This window comes from Streptomyces sp. NPDC058872 (assembly GCF_042743065.1).
In the GTDB taxonomy this organism is placed as follows: domain Bacteria; phylum Actinomycetota; class Actinomycetes; order Streptomycetales; family Streptomycetaceae; genus Streptomyces.
In genome coordinates this window covers 47286-65527 of the sequence record NZ_JBHYMK010000008.1, presented here as the reverse complement: position 1 = coordinate 65527, position 18242 = coordinate 47286, and the positions used below count along the sequence as shown (strand labels likewise).

Here is an 18242-nt window from a genome sequence, read left to right as displayed (position 1 = left end):
CATGGCCAGGATCCCGATGAGCGACGTCGTCGTACTCCTTCCCGGCATCGCCGGAAGCGTGCTCACCAAGGACGGCAAGGAGGTGTGGGCCCCTTCGCTGACGGCCGTGCTCGGGGCGCTCACCAGCCTGGGCCGCTCCCTGGACTCGATCGAGTTGGAGGACGACGACTGGCACGCCGACGACCTGGGTGACGGCGTCGTCGCCGAACGGCTGGTGCCCGACCTGCACACGCTGCCGGGCCTGTGGAAGATCGACGGCTACAGCCGGATCGAGCGGTTCCTCACCTCGCGGTTCGACCTCCACGAGGGCGTGAACTACTTCCCGTTCCCCTACGACTGGCGACGCGACAACCGGGCCTCCGCGCGCCGGCTGAGGGACCGGAGCCACGGCTGGCTGAAGGACTGGCGCCGGGCCAGCGGCAACGACGCCGCCCAGCTCGTCCTGATCGGCCATTCCATGGGCGGTCTCGTCGCCCGCTACTTCGTCGAGGCGATGGGCGGCTGGAAGGACACCAGGGCCGTCGTGACCTTCGGCACGCCGTACTACGGATCACTCAACGCCGTCGAGTTCCTGGCCAACGGCTTCGCCAAGCGGATCGGCCCCTTCGAGCACGACCTCACCCGGCTGCTCCGCTCCCTCACCGCCCTGCACCAGCTCGTCCCCGTCTACAAATGCGTGTACGGGTCGGACGACGGGCCCGTCACCCCGGTGAAGGCCGGGCTGCCCGGCTGGCAGCCCGGCTGGACCGCCCACCTGACCGACTTCTTCGGCGAGATGGAGACGGCCGCCGCCGCCAACCGCCAGGATCCCGCCTGGGAATCCCACCAGGTGCCCTACCACCCGATCGTCGGCATGGACCAGCCCACCCGGCAGTCCGCGCGGCTGGTGGACGGGAAGGTGGAGACCCTGCTGACCCGCGGGGGCCACGACGAAAGCGGCGACGGCACCGTGCCCAAGCTGTCCGCCGCCCTGTCGGGCACCGAGAACGCCCGCACGTTCGTCCCGCAGCGGCATGCGAGCCTGCAGAACCAGGACGCGATGCTCGAGCACCTCAAGGGCATCCTCCGGTCCCTGCACGAGGTGCGGATCGACGACCTGCGGGCAGCGGCGACCTCCTGGTTCAGCTACCTCGGCGATGACCTGTACCTCACCGGCGAGCCCGTGGTCTGCGAGATCGGAGCCGAGAGCGCCCTCGGCGAAGGCCGGTTGCCCGAGGTGCGGGCGCGCCTGACCGTGACCGACCGGCTCACGGGACAGCCAGTCAACGACCGTCCCGTCACGGTGGCGCGGCAGCGCCGGACGTTCAGCCTCGAACCACTGCCCCCGGGCACGTACGACCTGCTCGTCAGCGCGACCGCCGACACCGCACCGCTGTCCGAGGTGTTCGTGGTCGCCGACCCGGACGGCGCCGCCGGTTGAGGTGGGGGACGACAGCAGGACAGGAAGCGACGCGAGGAACTCCAGCGGCAGCGAACCGTCCCCGGACGGCTTCATCGCCGCGGAACTGGTGGAGGGCCGCGCCGTGCCCTTCTCCGGCGCGGCCGCGTCCTACGTGGTCCTACGTGGTGTGCCCGACGACGAACCCCGCCGGCTGCCCGGCGGCCAGACCTCGCGCAACGCCTGATCGACCTCTGGAAGGAGTACCCCGGCACCGCCGGCGACCTGCTCACCCAGGTCACGCAGCACGACGAGGAAGGCGTGGCCAAGCCGCACCGACCCGTGCCGCTGCTCCCGTCAGGCGTTCTGCGAGGAGCAGCGCGAACAGCCCCCGCCCCCCACCGCCCAGTTGTCGCACCAGAACCGTTCCTTGGCCTTGGCACGTGGAGGCGGCGGTGGCCATGCCAGTCGCCCCACTCGGCGGTGGCCAGTTCGACAAGGGCCTCCTTGCCAGGGCGAGGGCGGAGAACGCCGAGGTCCTCTTCGCCGATCAGGCCGGGATCCGCTCGGACCAGGTCACCGGCCGCACCTGGGGCGCCAAGGGCATCACTCCGGTCGTCCGCCGCACCGGGAACCGGTTCTCCGTGAACGCAATGTCCGCGACCAGCACCAAGGGCCGGATGCACTTCATGTCCTTCACCAAGACCTTCCACGCGAAGGTCATGTGCCGCTTCCTGGACCGGCTCGCCGGGCACTTCGACCGCAAGGTCCACCTGATCTTCGACCGTCACTCGGCCCACCGTTCGAAGGCCGTCCGGGCCTGGCTCGCCGACGACGCCGCCGAGATCGAGCTGCACTCCCTGCGGTCATGTCCCTCGTAGCGGTGTAGCCGGGTCGGGCTGATCTTCAGCTGGATAGATCTTGTCCATGCTTCCTTCGGGGAGGTAGCGGCGGGGAAAGGCGATCCACTCGTCGTGCATCTCGATGGGCACGGCGGTGGTGAGGCGTTCGAGGGCGTCGGGGTCGGGGAAGATCTGCACGACGTCGGTCCGCCGCTTGATCTCGCGAGGGATCCGTTCTAGGGGATTGGTCGACTGGGTCTTCTTCCAGTGCCGATCAGGGAAGTCCGCGAACGCGGTCAGGTCCTCCTCCGCTTCCAGGAGCATGGCCCTGACCTTCGGGAACTGGCGGCCGAGCATGTCGGCGACGGTGTCGAGCCGGGCCCGGTGCGAACCTTGGGGATCGCCAGGTCCAGGTCCCCGGCCTGGATGGTCGGCACCCTCTCGCGGTGCCCGTTGCGCCAGGTCGTACGGGTCTCGGTGTGTTCGCCGGGCTCCGCGCCGATGTGGGCGGTGGCCTCGGCCTCGATGAGCTCCTGCAGGATCCGCTGGGCCAGGACCCTGAATCAACGCGATTCCGTCCGCCGTGCGCAGTGACTCCATCAGCCGGAGTAAGTCGTGCTGGGACAAGGCCATCGCGTCACCTCTCTCAACGAGCTTCTCTACTCGGAGAGTTGCGCGATGGCCGCCTCATGACCAGGGGCTACGCGGAGATCGCTGCTACACCACTCGACGGGACACCATCTATTTCGGATTCACGGTCTGGTGGTCGAAGTCGGGCGGGGCGTGATTTCGGAAGGCTTTTTCTGCGCTGCTTGCGTGCGTCGATCGGTCGGGCATCTCGGACGTCACTGGTCGTCGATGCGGTGGGTGTGTGCCCGAACGCCTCGGCGAAAGAATTCTGTGGGTGGCGCCTGCCGCGATGTGAACTGGCTGAATGTCTTCTGGTTGGCTGCCGTCCGTCGAGCACAGCGCCATGGGGCGGCGCCGGCGGAGGTCCGGGCGACCGGCTGCGGGCCGCGGGTGGACCGGGGGCTCGGCGTCTGATTCCTGCGAAGCGGCAGGCTCGCGGCCGTGCGGGGTGCGCCGCCCGCCGTGGTCCTCGTTTCCGCCGCTCCACGGGGCCCGGTCGGTGTCCCTGTCGTGACGGAAGCACCGGAGTCGGCCGTTCCCGTCGGAGGTCGTCCCGTATGGCGGCCGTCACACGGCAAATCGGGATGTCCGGGAAGTTCTCCCCCTGGGCTCGGGTCGGCCGTCAAGGCGGGTCCCCGCTCGCTCGAAGAGGTGCGTGCCCTATGAAATTTCCTGAAAATGGGGCCGGGTAGCGATGCGGGTTGGCGGAAACTCCTTGCTTCGTGTCTGAAATTCCTTGGCGCGATTCCCTTGCGGCTCGGAGTTTCCCCGGTCGGATGGTCGGCGGTCCGCGAATTATTTTTTGTGGACAGCACTGATGGGCGACCCTAGGATCTGGCCTGGTCTGGCTGGAGATGGCCGAGAAAACAAATCGATGAAACTTTGACTTTCAGGGGATCTTGATATGCCCAACCCCACCGTGTGGAATGTCGTTTCGGACGCACGATCCGACGCCGATATCGTGCTCGCGGCCGATTTTCCGGTGACGGGAAGGAATGAGGGTGGGTTCGCCGATCTGGCGCCCGGTCTGAAGCTGGACTGCGACCTGTGGCAGACCGTCGCCCCGGTCCGCGACCCCCAGACCGACGCCCTGGACGACAGCTACCTGGAGCCCTGGCTCTCCGAGGTGGCCGCCTCCGGTCGCACGGTCCGCGCCGTGCTCGGCTACTGCGCGGGCTCCGTCTTCGCCGGTGTGCTCGCCGAGAAGATCGGCGAGCGGCAGCCGACCGCCCCCCGCGTGGTGCTGTTCGACCCCGAACTGGTCGACGTGCCCACCGTCCACCTCCAGTTCGGCCGGGTCGTCGGCAACATGACCACCGTGCTGACCCCGGAGGAGATAGCCGAGCTGTCCGGCGCCGCCGAGCGGCTCGCCGCGCAGCCCGACACGGCCCCGGCCGCTTTCGCCGCCGGACTGTACGCGGCCTTCCACCCGATCGGCACCACGGCGCTGCGGCGGGCCGGGCTCGACGAGGACTACGCCGGCGAGCTGGTCCAGCTGGTCGGCTCGTTCATGTCCTACCTCGCCACCGCCGCCGGGCTCGACCCGCGCCCCGGCTGGAAGGGGGCCACGGTCGTCACCTCCGCCAGTGTGACCAGCGGACTGAACCGGATGCGCACCACGCCCGGCGTCGCCCCCATCGAGGTCGCGGACGAGCGGCGCTTCGAGGTCGAGCACCGGGACCTGTTGCGCACCCCCGCCATCGCCGAAGCCGTGGCCGGAGTCCTGGCAGGCCGCCCGGGGGAGCACGCGTGAGCGCCGAAACCACGGCCGCTCCGGTCCGGGGCGGCTCCGGTCCCGCGGCCGGGCGCGCACCGGCGAGCCGCAAGGAGACGACCCTCTGGCTCCTCGACGAGTTGGTCCCCGGGAGCGGCGCCAACAACCTGTCGCTGGCCCTGCGCGTACGGGGCCGTCTCGACGCCGCCGCCACCGCGCACGCCCTGCGACTCCTGACGGAGCGCTTCGAGGTGCTGCGCACGGTCTACCACCGCGAGGGCGCCGAGCTGACCAAGGCCGTCGCACCGTCCCTGGCCGTCGGACTGGAGGAGGCGGAGCACCACGGCGGCGCGGAGGACGAAGGGGCCGTCCTGACGGCCTTCGTGGCCCGCCCGTTCACCCCGGACGGCCGCCCCCTCGTACGCGCCCTGCTGCTGCACGGGCCGGATGCCGACGTGCTGTGCCTGGCCCTCCACCACGCCGTGTCGGACGTGCAGTCGACGGCCATCCTGCGCGCCGAGTTCGTCACCTTCTACGAGGCGGTGCTGGAGGGCGGGCACCCCGCCCCCGCCGAGGTGCCCGCCCTGCGCGAACCCGCGCCGTCCCCCGAGAGCCGCGGCTACTGGCAGGAACGCATGGCCGGCTTCCGCTCCTCGGGCCTGGAACTCCTGTGCGAACAGCGTGATCAGCCCGTCACCACCCTCCGGGGCGACGAGGTCACCCACGTCCTGTCACCGGAGGCCCACGAGGTCGTGCGCCGCCTCCAGCGCGAGCTGCGGGCACCGGAGTCCGTCGTCCTCCTCACCGCCTACGCGGTCCTCCTCGCCGCGCACGGCGCCGGACCCGACCTCACCATCGGCTCGCCGGTCAACACCCGCCCCCGCGAGGCGGTGGACGCGGTCGGCTACCACAGCAACCTCGTCGTCCTGCGCCTGCTGCTCGACCGTGACGCCACCTTCCGGGACCTCACGGCCCTGACCCGGCGGACGTTCATGGAGGCGATGGCGCACAAGGACGTACCGACCGACGACGTGCTCGACATGGTCGAGCGCGACGGGTCCGGCTGGCGCAACGCCCTGTTCAAGCACGTCTTCAACTACGTCCCCTTCGTCGAGGACCAGCGCACCTTCACCCTCGCCGGTGCCGAGGCCGAACTCCTCGTCGTCGAGAACGGCTTCAGCCAGTTCGACCTGGAATTCTTCGTCTCGGCCAACCAGGAGACCGCCACGGTCCGCGCCGCGTTCTACACCGGGGTGCTGGACCGGTCGGACGTCGAACTGATGGTCCAGCGCTACGACGCCCTGCTGGTCGCGCTGGGCACCGGGGCGGACACCCCGATCGCCTCCCTGCCGTCCTGGTCGGCCCGCGACCACGAGGTCATCGACGCCGCCAACGCCACGAACCGCGCGATCGGCCTGCCGTCGGTGCTCACCGGCTTCGCCCGCCGCGCCGCCGCCGACCCCACGGCCGTGGCCGTACGGGAGGGCGACCGCACGGCCACGTACGGCGCCCTGTGGTCCGCGGCCGTCGACACGGCCGCCCAGCTGGCCGAGGCCGGCGTACGTCCCGGCGACGTCGTCGCGCTCCTCCTGCCGCGCGGCGCCACGCTGGCCGCGTCGGTGTTCGGCACCTGGCTCGCGGGCGCCGCCTACCTGCCGCTCGACCCGAACCACCCCGTGGAGCGCCTGACCCACCAGCTCGACGACACGCGGGCCCGCGTCGTCATCGTCGGCGCCGGGACCACCGCCCCGGAGGGCCACGTCTCCGTGCTCGCCACCGACGGGGACCGGGTACCCCAGGTGGCGGTGGACGAGGCGGCGGTGAAGGTCGACCCCGACGCCCTCGCGTACGTGATCCACACCTCCGGCTCGACCGGCAAGCCCAAGGGCATCCCGATCCGGCACGGCAGCCTCGTCAACCACATCGTCGACTACGCCGAGCGCTTCGGCGTGGCGGGCTCCACGCGCCCCACCGGCTGGCTCAGCACGTACAGCTTCGACACCTCCTCGCTCGAACTGATGATGCCGCTGCTCCACGGCGGCCACACGGTGGTCCTCCCGGACGAGGCGCGCACCGACGGCACCCTGCTGGCGGCTGCCGTCGCCGCCCACGACATCGGCCTGCTGCAGGCGACGCCCACGACGTGGCGGCTCGTCGCCCGCGAGGCCGCGGACATGGCGGCCGGACGCGTCCTCCTCACCGGCGGCGAACCCCTGCCCGCCGAACTGGCGACCCGGCTGCTCGACGCCGGAGCCGAGCTGTGGAACGTCTACGGCCCCACCGAGAGCACGATCTGGGCGACCGCCGGCCGCGTACCGGAGGGCCACGACGGAAGGGTGGACGTCGGCTCACCCGTCGCCAACACCCGGATCTTCATCGCCGACCCGTACGGCAGGCCCCTCCCGGTCGGCCTCCGCGGAGAGCTGTGCGTCGCGGGCGTCGGCGTCGCCTCCGGCTACCACGAGCGGCCCGACCTGACCGCGGAACGCTTCGGGGAGAACGCCGAGTACGGGCGCTTCCACCGCTCGGGAGACGTGGCCCGCTGGCGGACCGACGGCAGGATCGACCTGTTCGGCCGGATGGACCGGCAGGTCAAGCTGCGCGGCAACCGGATCGAACCCGCCGAGATCGAGGCGGTCCTGCTCGCCCACCCCGACGTCGAGGCGGCGGCCGTCGTGGTCGTCGGCGATCCCGGGGCGGACGGTTACCTGGCCGCCTTCGTCCGGGTGCCGGGCCGTCCCGAGGCCGTGGACGAACTGTGGGACCACGCGCACGGGCAGCTCCCGCGCTCGGTCGTCCCGCACCGGTTCATCGCCGTGGACGCCTTTCCCCGCACCGGCAGCGACAAGGTCGACCACCTGGCCCTCGCCGAACAGGCCGCCCGGCACTCCGGCCCGGCCGTCGGCGGCCACGGCGGCGAAGGCGGTGCCGGAGCCCAGGACGACCTCACGGCCACCGTCGTCGGCCTGTTCGCCGAACTGCTGGACCGCAGCGACCTCGACGCCGGCGCGCACTTCTTCGCCAACGGCGGGCACTCGCTGCTGGCCGTCGCCCTCGCCCAGCGGCTCAAGGACATCACCGGTGTCCGGCTCGCGCTGACCGACGTGTTCGAGACCCCCACCCCCGCCGCCCTGGCCGACCGGCTGCGCCGGCTCGCCTGACGGAACCGAAAGAGACGCTCCCATGGAAATCCTCAAGCTCGCCGTCAGCGGCTGGTTCGCCCGGGCCCTCGCGGTCGCCGCCCGACTGGAGATAGCCGACGTCCTCGACGGCGGATCGATGACCTCGGCCGAACTCGCCGAGCGCACCGGGACCGACCCCGACGTCCTCCACCGCCTCCTCCAGATGCTCACCGTGCCGGGAGTCCTGGAACGCGACGGGGAGAAGTTCCGGCTGACCGAGGCCTACGCGCCGCTGCGCGCGGACCACCCCTTCACCCAGCGCCACTTCGCCATCCTCGCCGCCGAGCTGTACGACGACGCCTTCGCCGGCCTGATGCACACCGTGAAGACCGGCAAGTCCGGCTTCCAGGAGGTGTTCGGGGAGTCCCTCTACGGCTACCTGGAGTCCCACCCCGAAACGGCCGACCTGTTCGACAAGGGCATGGTCGACCTGGCGACGCCGGTGGCCCAGTGCCTGCTCGGCCTGCACGACTTCGGCGCCGTGAAGACGGTCGTCGACGTGGGCGGCGGGAGCGGCGGACTGCTCCCCGGCCTGCTGGCCGCCCATCCGGACCTGCGCGGCACCGTCGCCGATCGGGCCAGCGTCTGCGCCAGGGGCCGCACGGCCCTGGAGCGGGTCGCGCAGGAGGACGTGCTCGACCGCATCGACTTCGCCCCGAGCGACTTCTTCGTCGGGCTCCCCGCCGGAGCCGACCGCTACCTGCTCAAGAACGTCCTGCACGACTGGACCTACGAGAACTGCGTCCGGATCCTGCGCACCGTCGCCACCGCCATGGCCGACAGCCCCGCGGACGCCCGGCTGCTCGTCGTGGAGCCGCTGGTGGAGAACGACATCGACGGCTGGCGGGCGATGTTCCAGGCCGTGGCCTGCGACGAGGGCACCACCGGACTGGACGAGCCCGCCCTGCGGCGCGCCCTCGAAGAGGCCGGCTTCGTCGTGGAGTCGGTCGGGCAACTACCCACACAGCACAAGGTGTTCGAATCCTCCCTGCGTGTCTCCTGATGCTCACGCCGGTCTTCCTGTTCGCGGGGCAGGGCTCCCAATACCACGGCATGGGCAAGTGGCTCTACGGGGCCGACGCCGCCTTCCGCGAAGCCCTCGACTCCCTGGACGCGACGGTCCGCGAGGTGCGCGGCGATTCGGTGATCGAGGCGATCCACGGCGCCGGCCGCGGCCCCGAGCACCCGATGACGCAGTTCTCCCTCACCCAGCCGGCCATCTTCATGGTCGAGTACGCGCTGGCGCGGATGCTCCGGAGCCACGGGTTCGAACCCGGCGCGGTGCTCGGCGCGAGCCTCGGGGAGGTCGCGGCGGCGGCCGTCGCCGGCGCCGTCGCCCCGGACGAGTGCCTGCGCTCCCTGCTCCGCCAGGTCGACGTCTTCGAGGCCGAGTGCCCGCGGGGCGGGATGCTCGCGGTCCTGGCCGACGCGGGACTCGCCGACCGGGACCCGGCCCTCGCGGGGGCGCACGTCGCCGCCGTGAACTCACCGGAGAACTTCGTCCTGGCCGGCACCGACGCGGTCCTGGACCGGATCGAACGACACCTCCATGCCACCGGCACGCTCTGCCAGCGGCTGCCCGTCCTCTTCCCCTTCCACTCGCCCCTGATCGACCCGGTCGAGGGCGTGTTCAAGGAACTGATCGGCGACCTGGCCATGAAGCCGGCCACGCTCCCGCTGATCTCCGGCACCACCGGAACGACCGTGCGGATGCCCGACCCCGCACACCTGTGGCGGGTGCTCCGCGAACCCTTCGACCTGACCCGGGCACTGGGCCCGCTCCTGGAACGGGACGACCTGCTCTTCCTCGACCTGGGGCCCTCCGGGTCCATGGCCAACCTGGTGCGGGCCGCGCTGCCGGAGGGCAGCGGTTCCCGCGTGCTTCCCCTGTTGTCCCCGTACGCCCGCGACGAGGTGCTGTACCGGGCCGTCCTCGACGCGCGCCCCCGCCTCGCCGCCACCCCCGCAAGAATCGAGGTGAACCCCGTGAGCGCTCCCGCAGCGACCGCCGCGCCCCGGTCCGCCGCCGCAGCGACCGCCGCGCCCCGGTCCGCCGCCGCCCCGACGCTCGACGTCCACGTCTTCCCCGGACAGGGCGCACAGGCCAAGGGCATGGGACGGGAGGTGTTCGACCGCTTCCCCGACCTCGTCGCCCGCGCCGACGCCGTCCTCGGCTACTCCGTCCGGGAGCTGTGCCTGGAGGACCGGGGCCGCAACCTGCGCGACACCCGCTACACCCAGCCGGCGCTGTACGTGGTCAACTCCCTGACCTGGCTGGCGGCCGTGGGCGAGGGAGGGCGCCTGCCCGACTACGTCCTCGGGCACAGCCTGGGCGAGTTCTCCGCCCTGTTCGCCGCCGGGGTGTACGACTTCGAGACGGGTCTGCGCCTGGTCGCCGAGCGCGGCCGGCTCATGGGGCAGGTCACGGGTGGCACGATGGCTGCCGTCTCGTACGTCGACGCCGCGCTCGTGGAGCAGGTCCTGCGCGACCAGGGCCTCTCCGAAATCGACATCGCCAACTACAACGCGCCCACCCAGACCGTGATCGCCGGTCCCGCGGACGCGGTCAACCGGGCGCTGCCCGCGCTGAAGGCGGCCGGTGCGCGGTGCGCGCCGCTGAACGTCAGCGCGCCCTTCCACAGCCGGTACATGACCGCCGCCGCCGAGGAGTTCGGCCGGCTGCTGGACGCCACCGCCTTCGCGCCGCCGAAGATCCCGGTGATCGCCAACGTGGACGGACGGCCCTACGCGGCGGGAGCGGTGGCCGACACCCTGCGCCGGCAGATCGCCTCGCCGGTGCGCTGGACCGACAGCGTCCGGCTCCTGATGGGCCAGGGCGACTTCCGGGTGCGCGAGCTCGGTCCGGGGCAGGTGCTGACCAAACTCATCGAGCGGATCCGGAACGAGGCGACCCCACTTCCCGCTGCCGGGCCGGCGGGGTCCGCCGCGCCGCTGCCGTCCGGACCGGTCCGTACCGAGCCCGTGCGTACCGGGCCCGCGCCGGTCGCACCCGTACGCCCCGCGACGGGCTCCGTCGGGTCGCTCGGGTCGGAGGGCTTTCGGCGGGACTACGGCGTCCGCCTCGCCTACGCCGCCGGAGGGATGCGGCAGGGCGTCGGCTCCGTCGACCTGGTCGCCCGGATGGCCGGGGCCGGACTGCTCTCCTACTACGGCGCCTCGGGGCTCCCGGCCCGGGACGTGGCCTCGGCGGTCGCCGCGATCCGCGCACGCGTCCCGGCCGGGGCGCCGTTCGGGGTCAACGTCACGCACGACCCCTTCGACCCGCGGGCCGAGTCCGAGCTGGTCGACGCACTGATCCGGGACGACGTCCGGTTCGTGGAGGCCTCCACCCACGTCGAGGCGACGCCCGCCCTGGTACGCCACCGGCTGACCGGCGCCCGGGTGCGGGCGGACGGCAGCGTGCACGTGCCCCGCAAGATCCTGGCGAAGGTGACCCGTCCGGACGCCGCCCGCCTGTTCCTGGAGCCGCCGCCCGCGGCGCTCGTGGGCCGGCTGGTGACGGAGGGGCTGCTCACCCCCGAGGAGGCCGAGGCGGGCGCGCGCATCGCGCTGGCCGACGACGTCTGCGCGGTGGGGGACGCCGGGGACCACTCCGACATGGCGACCCTGTGGGCGCTGCTGCCCGCGCTGCGCGGGCTGCGCGCGGAGCTCGGCGCAGTGGCCGGGGCCGTACGCGTCGGGGCCGGGGGCGGCATCGGAGCCCCCGAGTCGGCGGCGGCCTCCTTCGTCCTGGGCGCCGACTTCGTCCTCACCGGCTCCATCAACGCGTGCACCGCCGAGAGCGGGACCAGCGCGGCGGCCAAGGACCTCCTGCAGGAGGCCGACGTACACGACACCGCCTTCGCGCCCTACGGAGACCTCTTCGAACTGGGCGGTCGGGCAAGGGTGTTGCGCAAGGGCGTGCTGTTCCACGCCCGCGCGGGAAAGCTCCACGACCTGTGGCGCAACCACGACTCGTGGGAAGCGGTGCCCGCCGCGGTGCGCGGGAAGGTGGAGCGCGACTACCTGGGGGCCTCCTTCGAGGAAGTCCTCGCCCGCCTCGGCAACTCCGCCGAGTCCGTCCTCGACCCCAAGCGGCGCATGGCACTGGTCTTCCGCTGGTACTGCGCCCAGGCGGCCACCTGGGCGATCGAGGGCACGCCGGACCGCGTCGCCGACTACCAGATCCCCTGCGGACCGGCCCTCGGCGCCTGCAACCGGTGGCTGGCCGGCACCCCCCTGCACGCCTGGCGGGACCGGCACGCCGACGTGCTCGCCGAGCGCCTGATGACCGAGGCCGCCGAGGTCGTGGGCGGCGGGCTCCGCAGCCGCAGCTCCTGACCTCCGAAGGGCCGGCGCGACCACGCACACGGCAGCACCCGCACGACCGACACTTTCAGCAACGAGCGAGGCAGACCGCATGACCGAGACCCCCGCACCGGAACCCAGCACCGCATCGGACGACCTGGCGAGCGAGTTCGATCTGTCCGACCCGAAGTTCATCACCGACCCGAAGGCGGGGGAGCGCTGGCTCGGCAGCCCCCGGCCCGTCTGCCGCGGCAAGTTCGCCGACGGCAGCGACGTCTGGGTGGTCACCGGACACCACGACGTCAAGACGGTGCTCGGCGAGCCGACCCTGCGCAGCCGCCCGCCGGGCGACTCCCACCGCGAGAGCATGCTCAGCCGGGGCATCCCGGAGGACATCGTCGACATGTTCGACTCCACCCTGCTGACCATGGACGGCGAGGACCACATGAGGGTCCGCCGCCTCGTCACCCGGGCCCTGTCCGCCCGGCGGATGCTGGCCCTGACCCCGGCCGTCGAACGCGTGGCGGAGCGCCTGCTGGACGGCCTCGCCGGCAAGTCCGAGCCCGATCTGATCGCGGACTACGCACACCCGCTGGCCATCATCGTCATCTGTGAACTCCTCGGCGTCGACGAGGAGTACCGCGAGCAGTGGCGCGAGTGGAGCGAGGCCCTCGCCCAGGCCCTGCGCCCGAACCCCGAGCAGTTCGCCCCGGCCGTACGGGGCATGGCCCGGGTGACCCGGGAACTGATCGCCGCCCGCCAGGCCGCGCCGCGCGACGACCTGATCTCCGAACTCGTGCAGGTCCACGAGGAGGACAGCGACCGGCTGACCGACGACGAGCTGACCGCCCTGGCGATGGTCCTCGTCCAGGCCGGTCACGAGACCGTCCGCAACCTCGTCGCGCTCGGGGTCTTCACCCTGCTCCAGCACCCCGACCAGCTGGAGCTGCTGAAGGAGGACCCCTCCCTCGGCAGCCGGGCCGTCGCCGAACTCGTCCGCCACACCGCGCCGGTGAAGCACACCTTCCGCCGCTTCGCCACCGAGCCCGTCGACATCGGCGGAGTGAAGGTGGAGCCAGGAGAGGCCATCCAGGTGGTGCTGGCCGCCGCGAACCGGGACCCCGAGGTCTTCGAGGAGCCCGGACGCCTCGACGTCACCCGCGAGCAGAACCCGCACCTGGGCTTCGGCCGGGGCGCGCACTACTGCCTGGGCGCCAGCCTCGCCCTGATCGAGGGAGAGGTCGCCCTGACCGCACTGTTCAAGCGTTTTCCCGACCTGTCGCTGGCCGTCGACCCGCAGGAGATCGAGCCGCGCTACCTGCTCTCGATGCAGCGGCTTCCCGTCCGATTGTCCCCGGAGGACGAACTGCGATGACCGACGACGTTCCCACGGTCCCGGGCCTGCCGATGAAGCGGGGCCGGTGCCCCTTCGACCCCGCACCCGAACTGGGCGCGCTCCGCGCGGAGCACCCGGTCGCCCGCATGGAGTTCCCGGACGGGCACGTGGGCTGGCTGGTCACCGGCTACCCCCAGGTCCGCAAGCTGCTGGCCGACCCCCGGATGAGCTCCCGGGGGGATGCGCTGCGCTCGCCCATTCCGCTGCCCATGGCGACGGACCGCACGGAGCCGGCCCCGGGCATGTTCACGGCGATGGACCCGCCGGAGCACACCCGCTACCGGCGGGCGGTGGCCGCCTGGTTCTCGGCGCGCCGCACCCGCACCCTGGAACCCCGGCTGACGGAGCTCGCCAGGGGCCACCTGGACGCCATGGCCGAGGACAAGGGCGAGGGCCCGGTCGACCTGGTGACGGGATTCGCGGAGCCCATGGCCGCGTCGGCCATCTGCGAGCTGCTGGGCGTCCCCGTGTCGGAACGCCCGGCGTTCGCCCGGGCCATCAAGGCCCTCTTCGCGGTGCACTCCAGTGCCGAGGAGGCCATCGCCGGCTGGCACGCCATCACCGGCCTGCTGCGCGGGCTGGTCGAGGCGAAGCGCGCCGAACCGGCGGACGACCTGCTCGCGACCCTCGTCACCGAGGGCCGGCTCACCGACGAGGAGCTCGTCACGGTCGGCAGCGTGCTGCTGACCGCCGGATACGACACCAGCGCGAACATGATCGGCCTCGGCACCTTCGCCCTGCTGGAGCACCCCGAGCAGGCGGCCGCGCTGGCCGCAGACACCTCGCTGGCCGAGCGGGCGGTCGAAGAGCTGCTGCGCTACCTGACGGTCGTCCACGCGGGCGGCATCCGCGCGGCGGGCGAGGACCTGGAGTTCGAGGGGCAGCGGATGGCGGCCGGGGACGCGGTCTCGCTCTCCTTCGCGGCGGCCAACCGCGATCCGGTGCTCTGCACCCTGCCGGACGTGCTCGACGTGACCCGCGAGCCCGTACCGCACCTCGCGTTCGGGCACGGAGTCCACCAGTGCGTGGGCCAGCAACTCGCCCGACTGGAACTGCGGGTCGCCTTCGAGGCCCTGTTCGGACGCTTCCCCGGACTGCGCCTCGGCGTGCCCGCCGCCGAGGTCCGAACCCGCCCGGACGCGATCATCTACGGCGTCCAAGAGCTACCGGTGACCTGGTGAACGGAGAGAACGTGCTGTACCGAGAGATGTTCAAGTCCAAGATCCACCGCGCGACGGTGACCCAGGCGGACCTGCACTACGTGGGCTCCGTCACCATCGACTCCACCTTGATGGCCGCCGCGAACCTGCTGCCCGGCGAAAAGGTCGACGTCGTCGACATCGACAACGGGGCCCGCCTGAGCACCTACGTCATCGAGGGCGAGGCCGACAGCGGCGTCATCGGCATCAACGGTGCCGCGGCCCGCCTCGTCAGCCCCGGCGACCTCGTCATCATCATCTCCTACGCCTCCATGAGCGAGGAGCACGCCCGTTCGTACGAACCGAGCGTCGTGTTCGTCGACGCCGACAACCGACCCGTCACGACCGGCACCGACCCCGCCGCAGTGCCCGAAGGATTCGGTCTGGTGCGCGGCGACACCGTCACCGCCTGACCACCCACCCCGCTCACCGGAGACCCACATGAGTGCCACCCCTGACGTCATGACCGCCTTCACCAGCGGTCTCGCGGACATCAACCTCGACGAGTCCGGCACGGCCCGCCGCGGCGAGAACGCCGCCGGCATGAAGTCCGCCAGCGCCACCATCTACGACATGGCCGCCACCCTCTCCGGCCACGGGGCCCTGTGGAACTGGGGCATGCACGACCCCGCCCTCGTCGAGGAGATCCGCGCCCGGGTGCCCGGCTTCGGCGAGCCCTGGACCGACGGCTTCAGCGAGCAGCTCTACTTCCTCGCCCTGCGCGAGCTCCCCATCGACCTCGACGACTACGCCGGACGCCACGTCCTCGAAGTCGGCTGCGGCATGGGGGAGGGCCTCAACCTCCTCTCCCGCATCGCCCCCGGCGCCCGCATGACCGGCCTGGACCTGTCACCGAAGGCCGTCGCACGGGCCACCGCCACCCTGTCCCGGGGCGACGCGCTCGCCTTCGTCCACGGCGACGCGGAGGACCTGCCCTTCGAGGACGGATCCGTGGACGTGCTCGTCAACATCGAGAGCTCGCACACCTACCCCGACCTCGGCAGGTTCCTCGCCGAGGCCGCACGCGTGCTGCGCCCCGGCGGCTTCCTCAGCCACATCGACGTCTACACCCGACAGCGCACGGAGACCATGCGGCGCACGGCGGAGGAGACCGCGGGCCTGGAGTGGACGGCCGACCACGACATCTCGGACCGGGTCCGCGCCGCCGTCCGCCGCCGGATGGCACCCGGCAGCCACTTCCGCACCACCCTCGGCAAGCAGCGCATGAACCCGCTGGTGCGCCAGATCGCCGCGCACAGCCAGATCCTCATGTTCGGCGGCATGTTCGCGGGTTACCAGCCGTCGCCCGCGATCAAGGCGCTCAGCAAGCTGGGCATCGTGCCGTGGATGAGCGGCTTGCCGATGGAGAGCTACCGCCACCGGATCGCCGTCCGCCGATGACCCGCCGCCCGGGCCGAAACCGAAAGGGGGAAGCGTGAGTCCACGGCTGTTCGCCGTCGCCGCCGACACCGAGGACCTGCTCCAGGTCCTGCTGTACGCCCACATCGACAGGATCCGTGCCGGACGCGAACTGCCCTCACTCGCCCGGTACTGCCACGAGGCGGCGACGGGCACGAGCGGCGTCCACCGGATCGCCTTCGCCGTCGACTCCTACGACGACCTGCGCACGCAGCTCGAAGGGGCCTGCACGGGCGAGGCGGGGCGGGTGCCGGCGGAGACCACGGCCCGGCGCCCCGGGCTGGTGTTCGTCTTCGCCGGGCAGGGCGCCCAGTGGTACGGGATGGGTCGTGAACTCCTGGCGCAGCAGCCGGTGTTCCGCGAGGAGATGTACCGCTGTGACCGGCTCGTGAGCGAGTTCGCCGGCTTCTCCGTCGTCGAGCAGCTGCAGCTGTCCGCCGAGGAGGCCCGGCTGGGCGAACTGGACGTCCTCCAGCCGACGATGGTCTCCTTGCAGATCGCCCTCACGGAGCTCTGGCGCAGCTGGGGGATCACGCCCGACGCGGTCGTCGGGCACAGCATGGGGGAGATCGCCGCCGCCCACGCGTCCGGTGGACTGACCCTGCGCGAGGCCCTGATGGTGGCCTGCCGGCGCAGCGCGCTGCTGCGCCGGATCTCCGGCAAGGGAGCGCTGGCCACGACGGAGCTCTCACCCGCCGAGGCGCGGGCGGTGGCCGAGGCGAGCGGCGGCGGGATCAGCGTGGCGGGGGAGAACAGCCCCCGCTCCACCGTCCTGGCGGGGGACTCGCACTCGCTCGCCGCGCTCGTCGGCGAGCTGGAGGCGCGGGACGTCTACTGCCGGGTGATCAAGGGAACGGTCGCCTCGCACAGCCACTACGTGGACGAGCTGCGCGAGGACCTGCACGCCGCCCTGCGCACCCTGGAGTCGGCCCCGACCCGCCTGCCGATGTACTCGACCGTGACGGCCGAGCCGGTGCGGGGCGCCGGGCTCGGGGCCGCCTACTGGATGCGCAACGTGCGGGAACCGGTACGGTTCGCGGCCGCGGTGGAACGTCTGGGCGCCGCGGGTCATGAGGTGTTCCTTGAGGTCAGCGCCCATCCGGTACTGCTGAGCCCGGTTCGCCAGACCCTCGAACACGGGGAACGGCAGGGATGGTTGCTGTCGTCCGGCAGGCGGCGGGCCGAGGTCCGCTCCATGCTCGCCTCGCTCGGGACCCTGTACGCCTGCGGACGGGAACCGAACTGGGCCGCGCTGTTCCCGCAGGAGCGCGCGAGCTCCCTCACCCCGTACCAGGCCGCCGTACTGGACGCGGTGCGCCGGCCCCGGCCGGCACCGGTGGCGGCGGGCCCGACCGCCCCCGCTTAGGCCGCCCCTTCCGGATCCTGCCGGGCCCGCGGGCCCGGCCGACAAGAACCGAAAGGGGCGACCCGGCAGCCGTCCGGAATCCGCGCGACGACCCCGGGGCCCCCGTCCGACAGGGCGGGGGCCCCGGGGTGTCAGGCGGCGCCGACCGGAGCGGCGGTGAGGCCGTACAGCCCCGACTCGCGGCGCAGCACCCCGAGGTCGACGAGGGCCCGGCGCAGGGACACGGCGTCCAGGACGCCGTCCTCGCACCAGGGCTCCAGACGCTCCGTCACCGTGCGCTCGTCGTACTCCTCGCCTGCGGTGAAGGTGACCTCCCCCACGTGCCGCAGCACCGTGGACCGCGCCTCGTGGTCGGCCTCCTCGGGCAGACCCACCAGCACCCGGTCGCGTACGAAGCCGCGCAGCCGGGCGTCGGGCTGCTCGGCCGCGGCCTCCTCCTCCCGGCGGCGGGCGGCGGTCTGCGCGGCCTCCTCCAGGGCGCCTTCGTTGACGACGAGCCGGCCGCGCCCCTCGGGCACGAGCAGACCGGTCCGGGTCAGCTGCCCGATGGCCTTGGCCGCCACCGGGGTGTCGAGCCCCGCGGCCGTGAGGATCTCGGACGAGGTGGACGAGCCGAGCGCGACCGCGGAGAAGACGCGGCGCAGTGTCGGGTCGGACAGCACGAGGGTGAATTCGTCAGGTGTCATCAGAGTGTTCCGCGTTCCTGCCGGTACGGACCGGCGCGGCGCCCGGGCGCCGCGCCGGCCGGAACCGTCGGGTGAGCGCCCCATCCGCGTGATCTTGTTGCTGGCCAGGTCGGTGGAGACCG

At 72.3% G+C, this 18242-nt stretch carries 13 protein-coding genes and 2 pseudogenes; 12 read left to right on the top strand and 3 right to left on the bottom strand.

Features of this window, described 5'->3' with window-relative positions; translation table 11 throughout:
- The first annotated feature begins 1 nt into the window (after window position 1).
- From ACFW22_RS06940 to ACFW22_RS06930, 3 genes and pseudogenes are all read left to right on the top strand, one after another.
- Entirely contained in the window at window positions 2–1420 is a 1419-nt protein-coding gene (locus ACFW22_RS06940) for a hypothetical protein (protein ID WP_386400054.1), read from the top strand.
- Between the two features lies 1 nt (window position 1421).
- Window positions 1422–1625 carry a hypothetical protein gene (locus tag ACFW22_RS06935; RefSeq protein WP_386400052.1) on the top strand — a complete coding sequence of 68 codons (204 nt, stop codon included), beginning with the start codon at window positions 1422–1424 and terminating at the stop codon, window positions 1623–1625.
- Window positions 1626–1887: 262 nt separating this feature from the next.
- Window positions 1888–2247: pseudogene (locus ACFW22_RS06930) on the top strand (transposase); the annotation flags it as partial.
- Here ACFW22_RS06930 and ACFW22_RS06925 read toward each other — a convergent pair.
- On the bottom strand, window positions 2245–2682 hold the full coding sequence (locus tag ACFW22_RS06925) for a transposase (protein ID WP_386400273.1): 438 nt from the start codon (window positions 2680–2682) through the stop codon (window positions 2245–2247). The pseudogene ACFW22_RS06930 and the gene ACFW22_RS06925 overlap by 3 nt on opposite strands.
- Window positions 2665–2723 (bottom strand): annotated as a pseudogene (locus tag ACFW22_RS06920) (hypothetical protein); the annotation flags it as partial. The gene ACFW22_RS06925 and the pseudogene ACFW22_RS06920, both read right to left, overlap by 18 nt.
- Before the next feature lie 1109 nt (window positions 2724–3832).
- Between ACFW22_RS06920 and ACFW22_RS06915 the strand changes: the two are divergent.
- The 9 genes from ACFW22_RS06915 to ACFW22_RS06875 all read left to right on the top strand — a co-directional run bounded on the left by ACFW22_RS06915 (window position 3833) and on the right by ACFW22_RS06875 (window position 17434).
- Complete coding sequence (locus ACFW22_RS06915) at window positions 3833–4603, top strand: hypothetical protein (RefSeq protein WP_386400049.1); 771 nt, start codon at window positions 3833–3835, stop codon at window positions 4601–4603.
- A complete protein-coding gene (locus ACFW22_RS06910) occupies window positions 4600–7725 on the top strand; it encodes an amino acid adenylation domain-containing protein (RefSeq protein WP_386400046.1) in 3126 nt (1041 codons plus the stop codon). Before ACFW22_RS06915 ends, ACFW22_RS06910 begins: the two co-directional genes overlap by 4 nt.
- Before the next feature lie 22 nt (window positions 7726–7747).
- Window positions 7748–8749 carry a methyltransferase gene (locus tag ACFW22_RS06905; protein WP_386400043.1) on the top strand — a complete coding sequence of 334 codons (1002 nt, stop codon included), beginning with the start codon at window positions 7748–7750 and terminating at the stop codon, window positions 8747–8749.
- On the top strand, window positions 8749–12087 hold the full coding sequence (fabD, locus tag ACFW22_RS06900; protein ID WP_386400041.1) for an ACP S-malonyltransferase: 3339 nt from the start codon (window positions 8749–8751) through the stop codon (window positions 12085–12087). Before ACFW22_RS06905 ends, fabD begins: the two co-directional genes overlap by 1 nt.
- 79 nt (window positions 12088–12166) lie before the next feature.
- Complete coding sequence (locus ACFW22_RS06895) at window positions 12167–13429, top strand: cytochrome P450 (protein ID WP_386400039.1); 1263 nt, start codon at window positions 12167–12169, stop codon at window positions 13427–13429.
- The gene (locus tag ACFW22_RS06890) at window positions 13426–14631 is read left to right on the top strand and encodes a cytochrome P450 (protein ID WP_386400036.1); all 1206 of its coding nucleotides are present in this window, start codon (window positions 13426–13428) and stop codon (window positions 14629–14631) included. Before ACFW22_RS06895 ends, ACFW22_RS06890 begins: the two co-directional genes overlap by 4 nt.
- A gap of 14 nt (window positions 14632–14645) precedes the next feature.
- Entirely contained in the window at window positions 14646–15062 is a 417-nt protein-coding gene (gene panD / locus ACFW22_RS06885) for an aspartate 1-decarboxylase (RefSeq protein ID WP_386400271.1), read from the top strand.
- A 28-nt stretch (window positions 15063–15090) separates the two neighbouring features.
- Window positions 15091–16050 (top strand): class I SAM-dependent methyltransferase, encoded by a 960-nt coding sequence (locus ACFW22_RS06880; RefSeq protein ID WP_386400033.1) that lies wholly within the window; start codon window positions 15091–15093, stop codon window positions 16048–16050.
- 34 nt (window positions 16051–16084) lie between these two features.
- Window positions 16085–17434, top strand: coding sequence for an acyltransferase domain-containing protein (locus ACFW22_RS06875; protein ID WP_386400031.1), 1350 nt, complete (start codon window positions 16085–16087; stop codon window positions 17432–17434).
- Window positions 17435–17565: 131 nt separating this feature from the next.
- Here ACFW22_RS06875 and ACFW22_RS06870 read toward each other — a convergent pair.
- Window positions 17566–18242: DUF2087 domain-containing protein (locus tag ACFW22_RS06870; RefSeq protein WP_386400028.1), on the bottom strand; the 677-nt coding region annotated here is incomplete at its 5' end.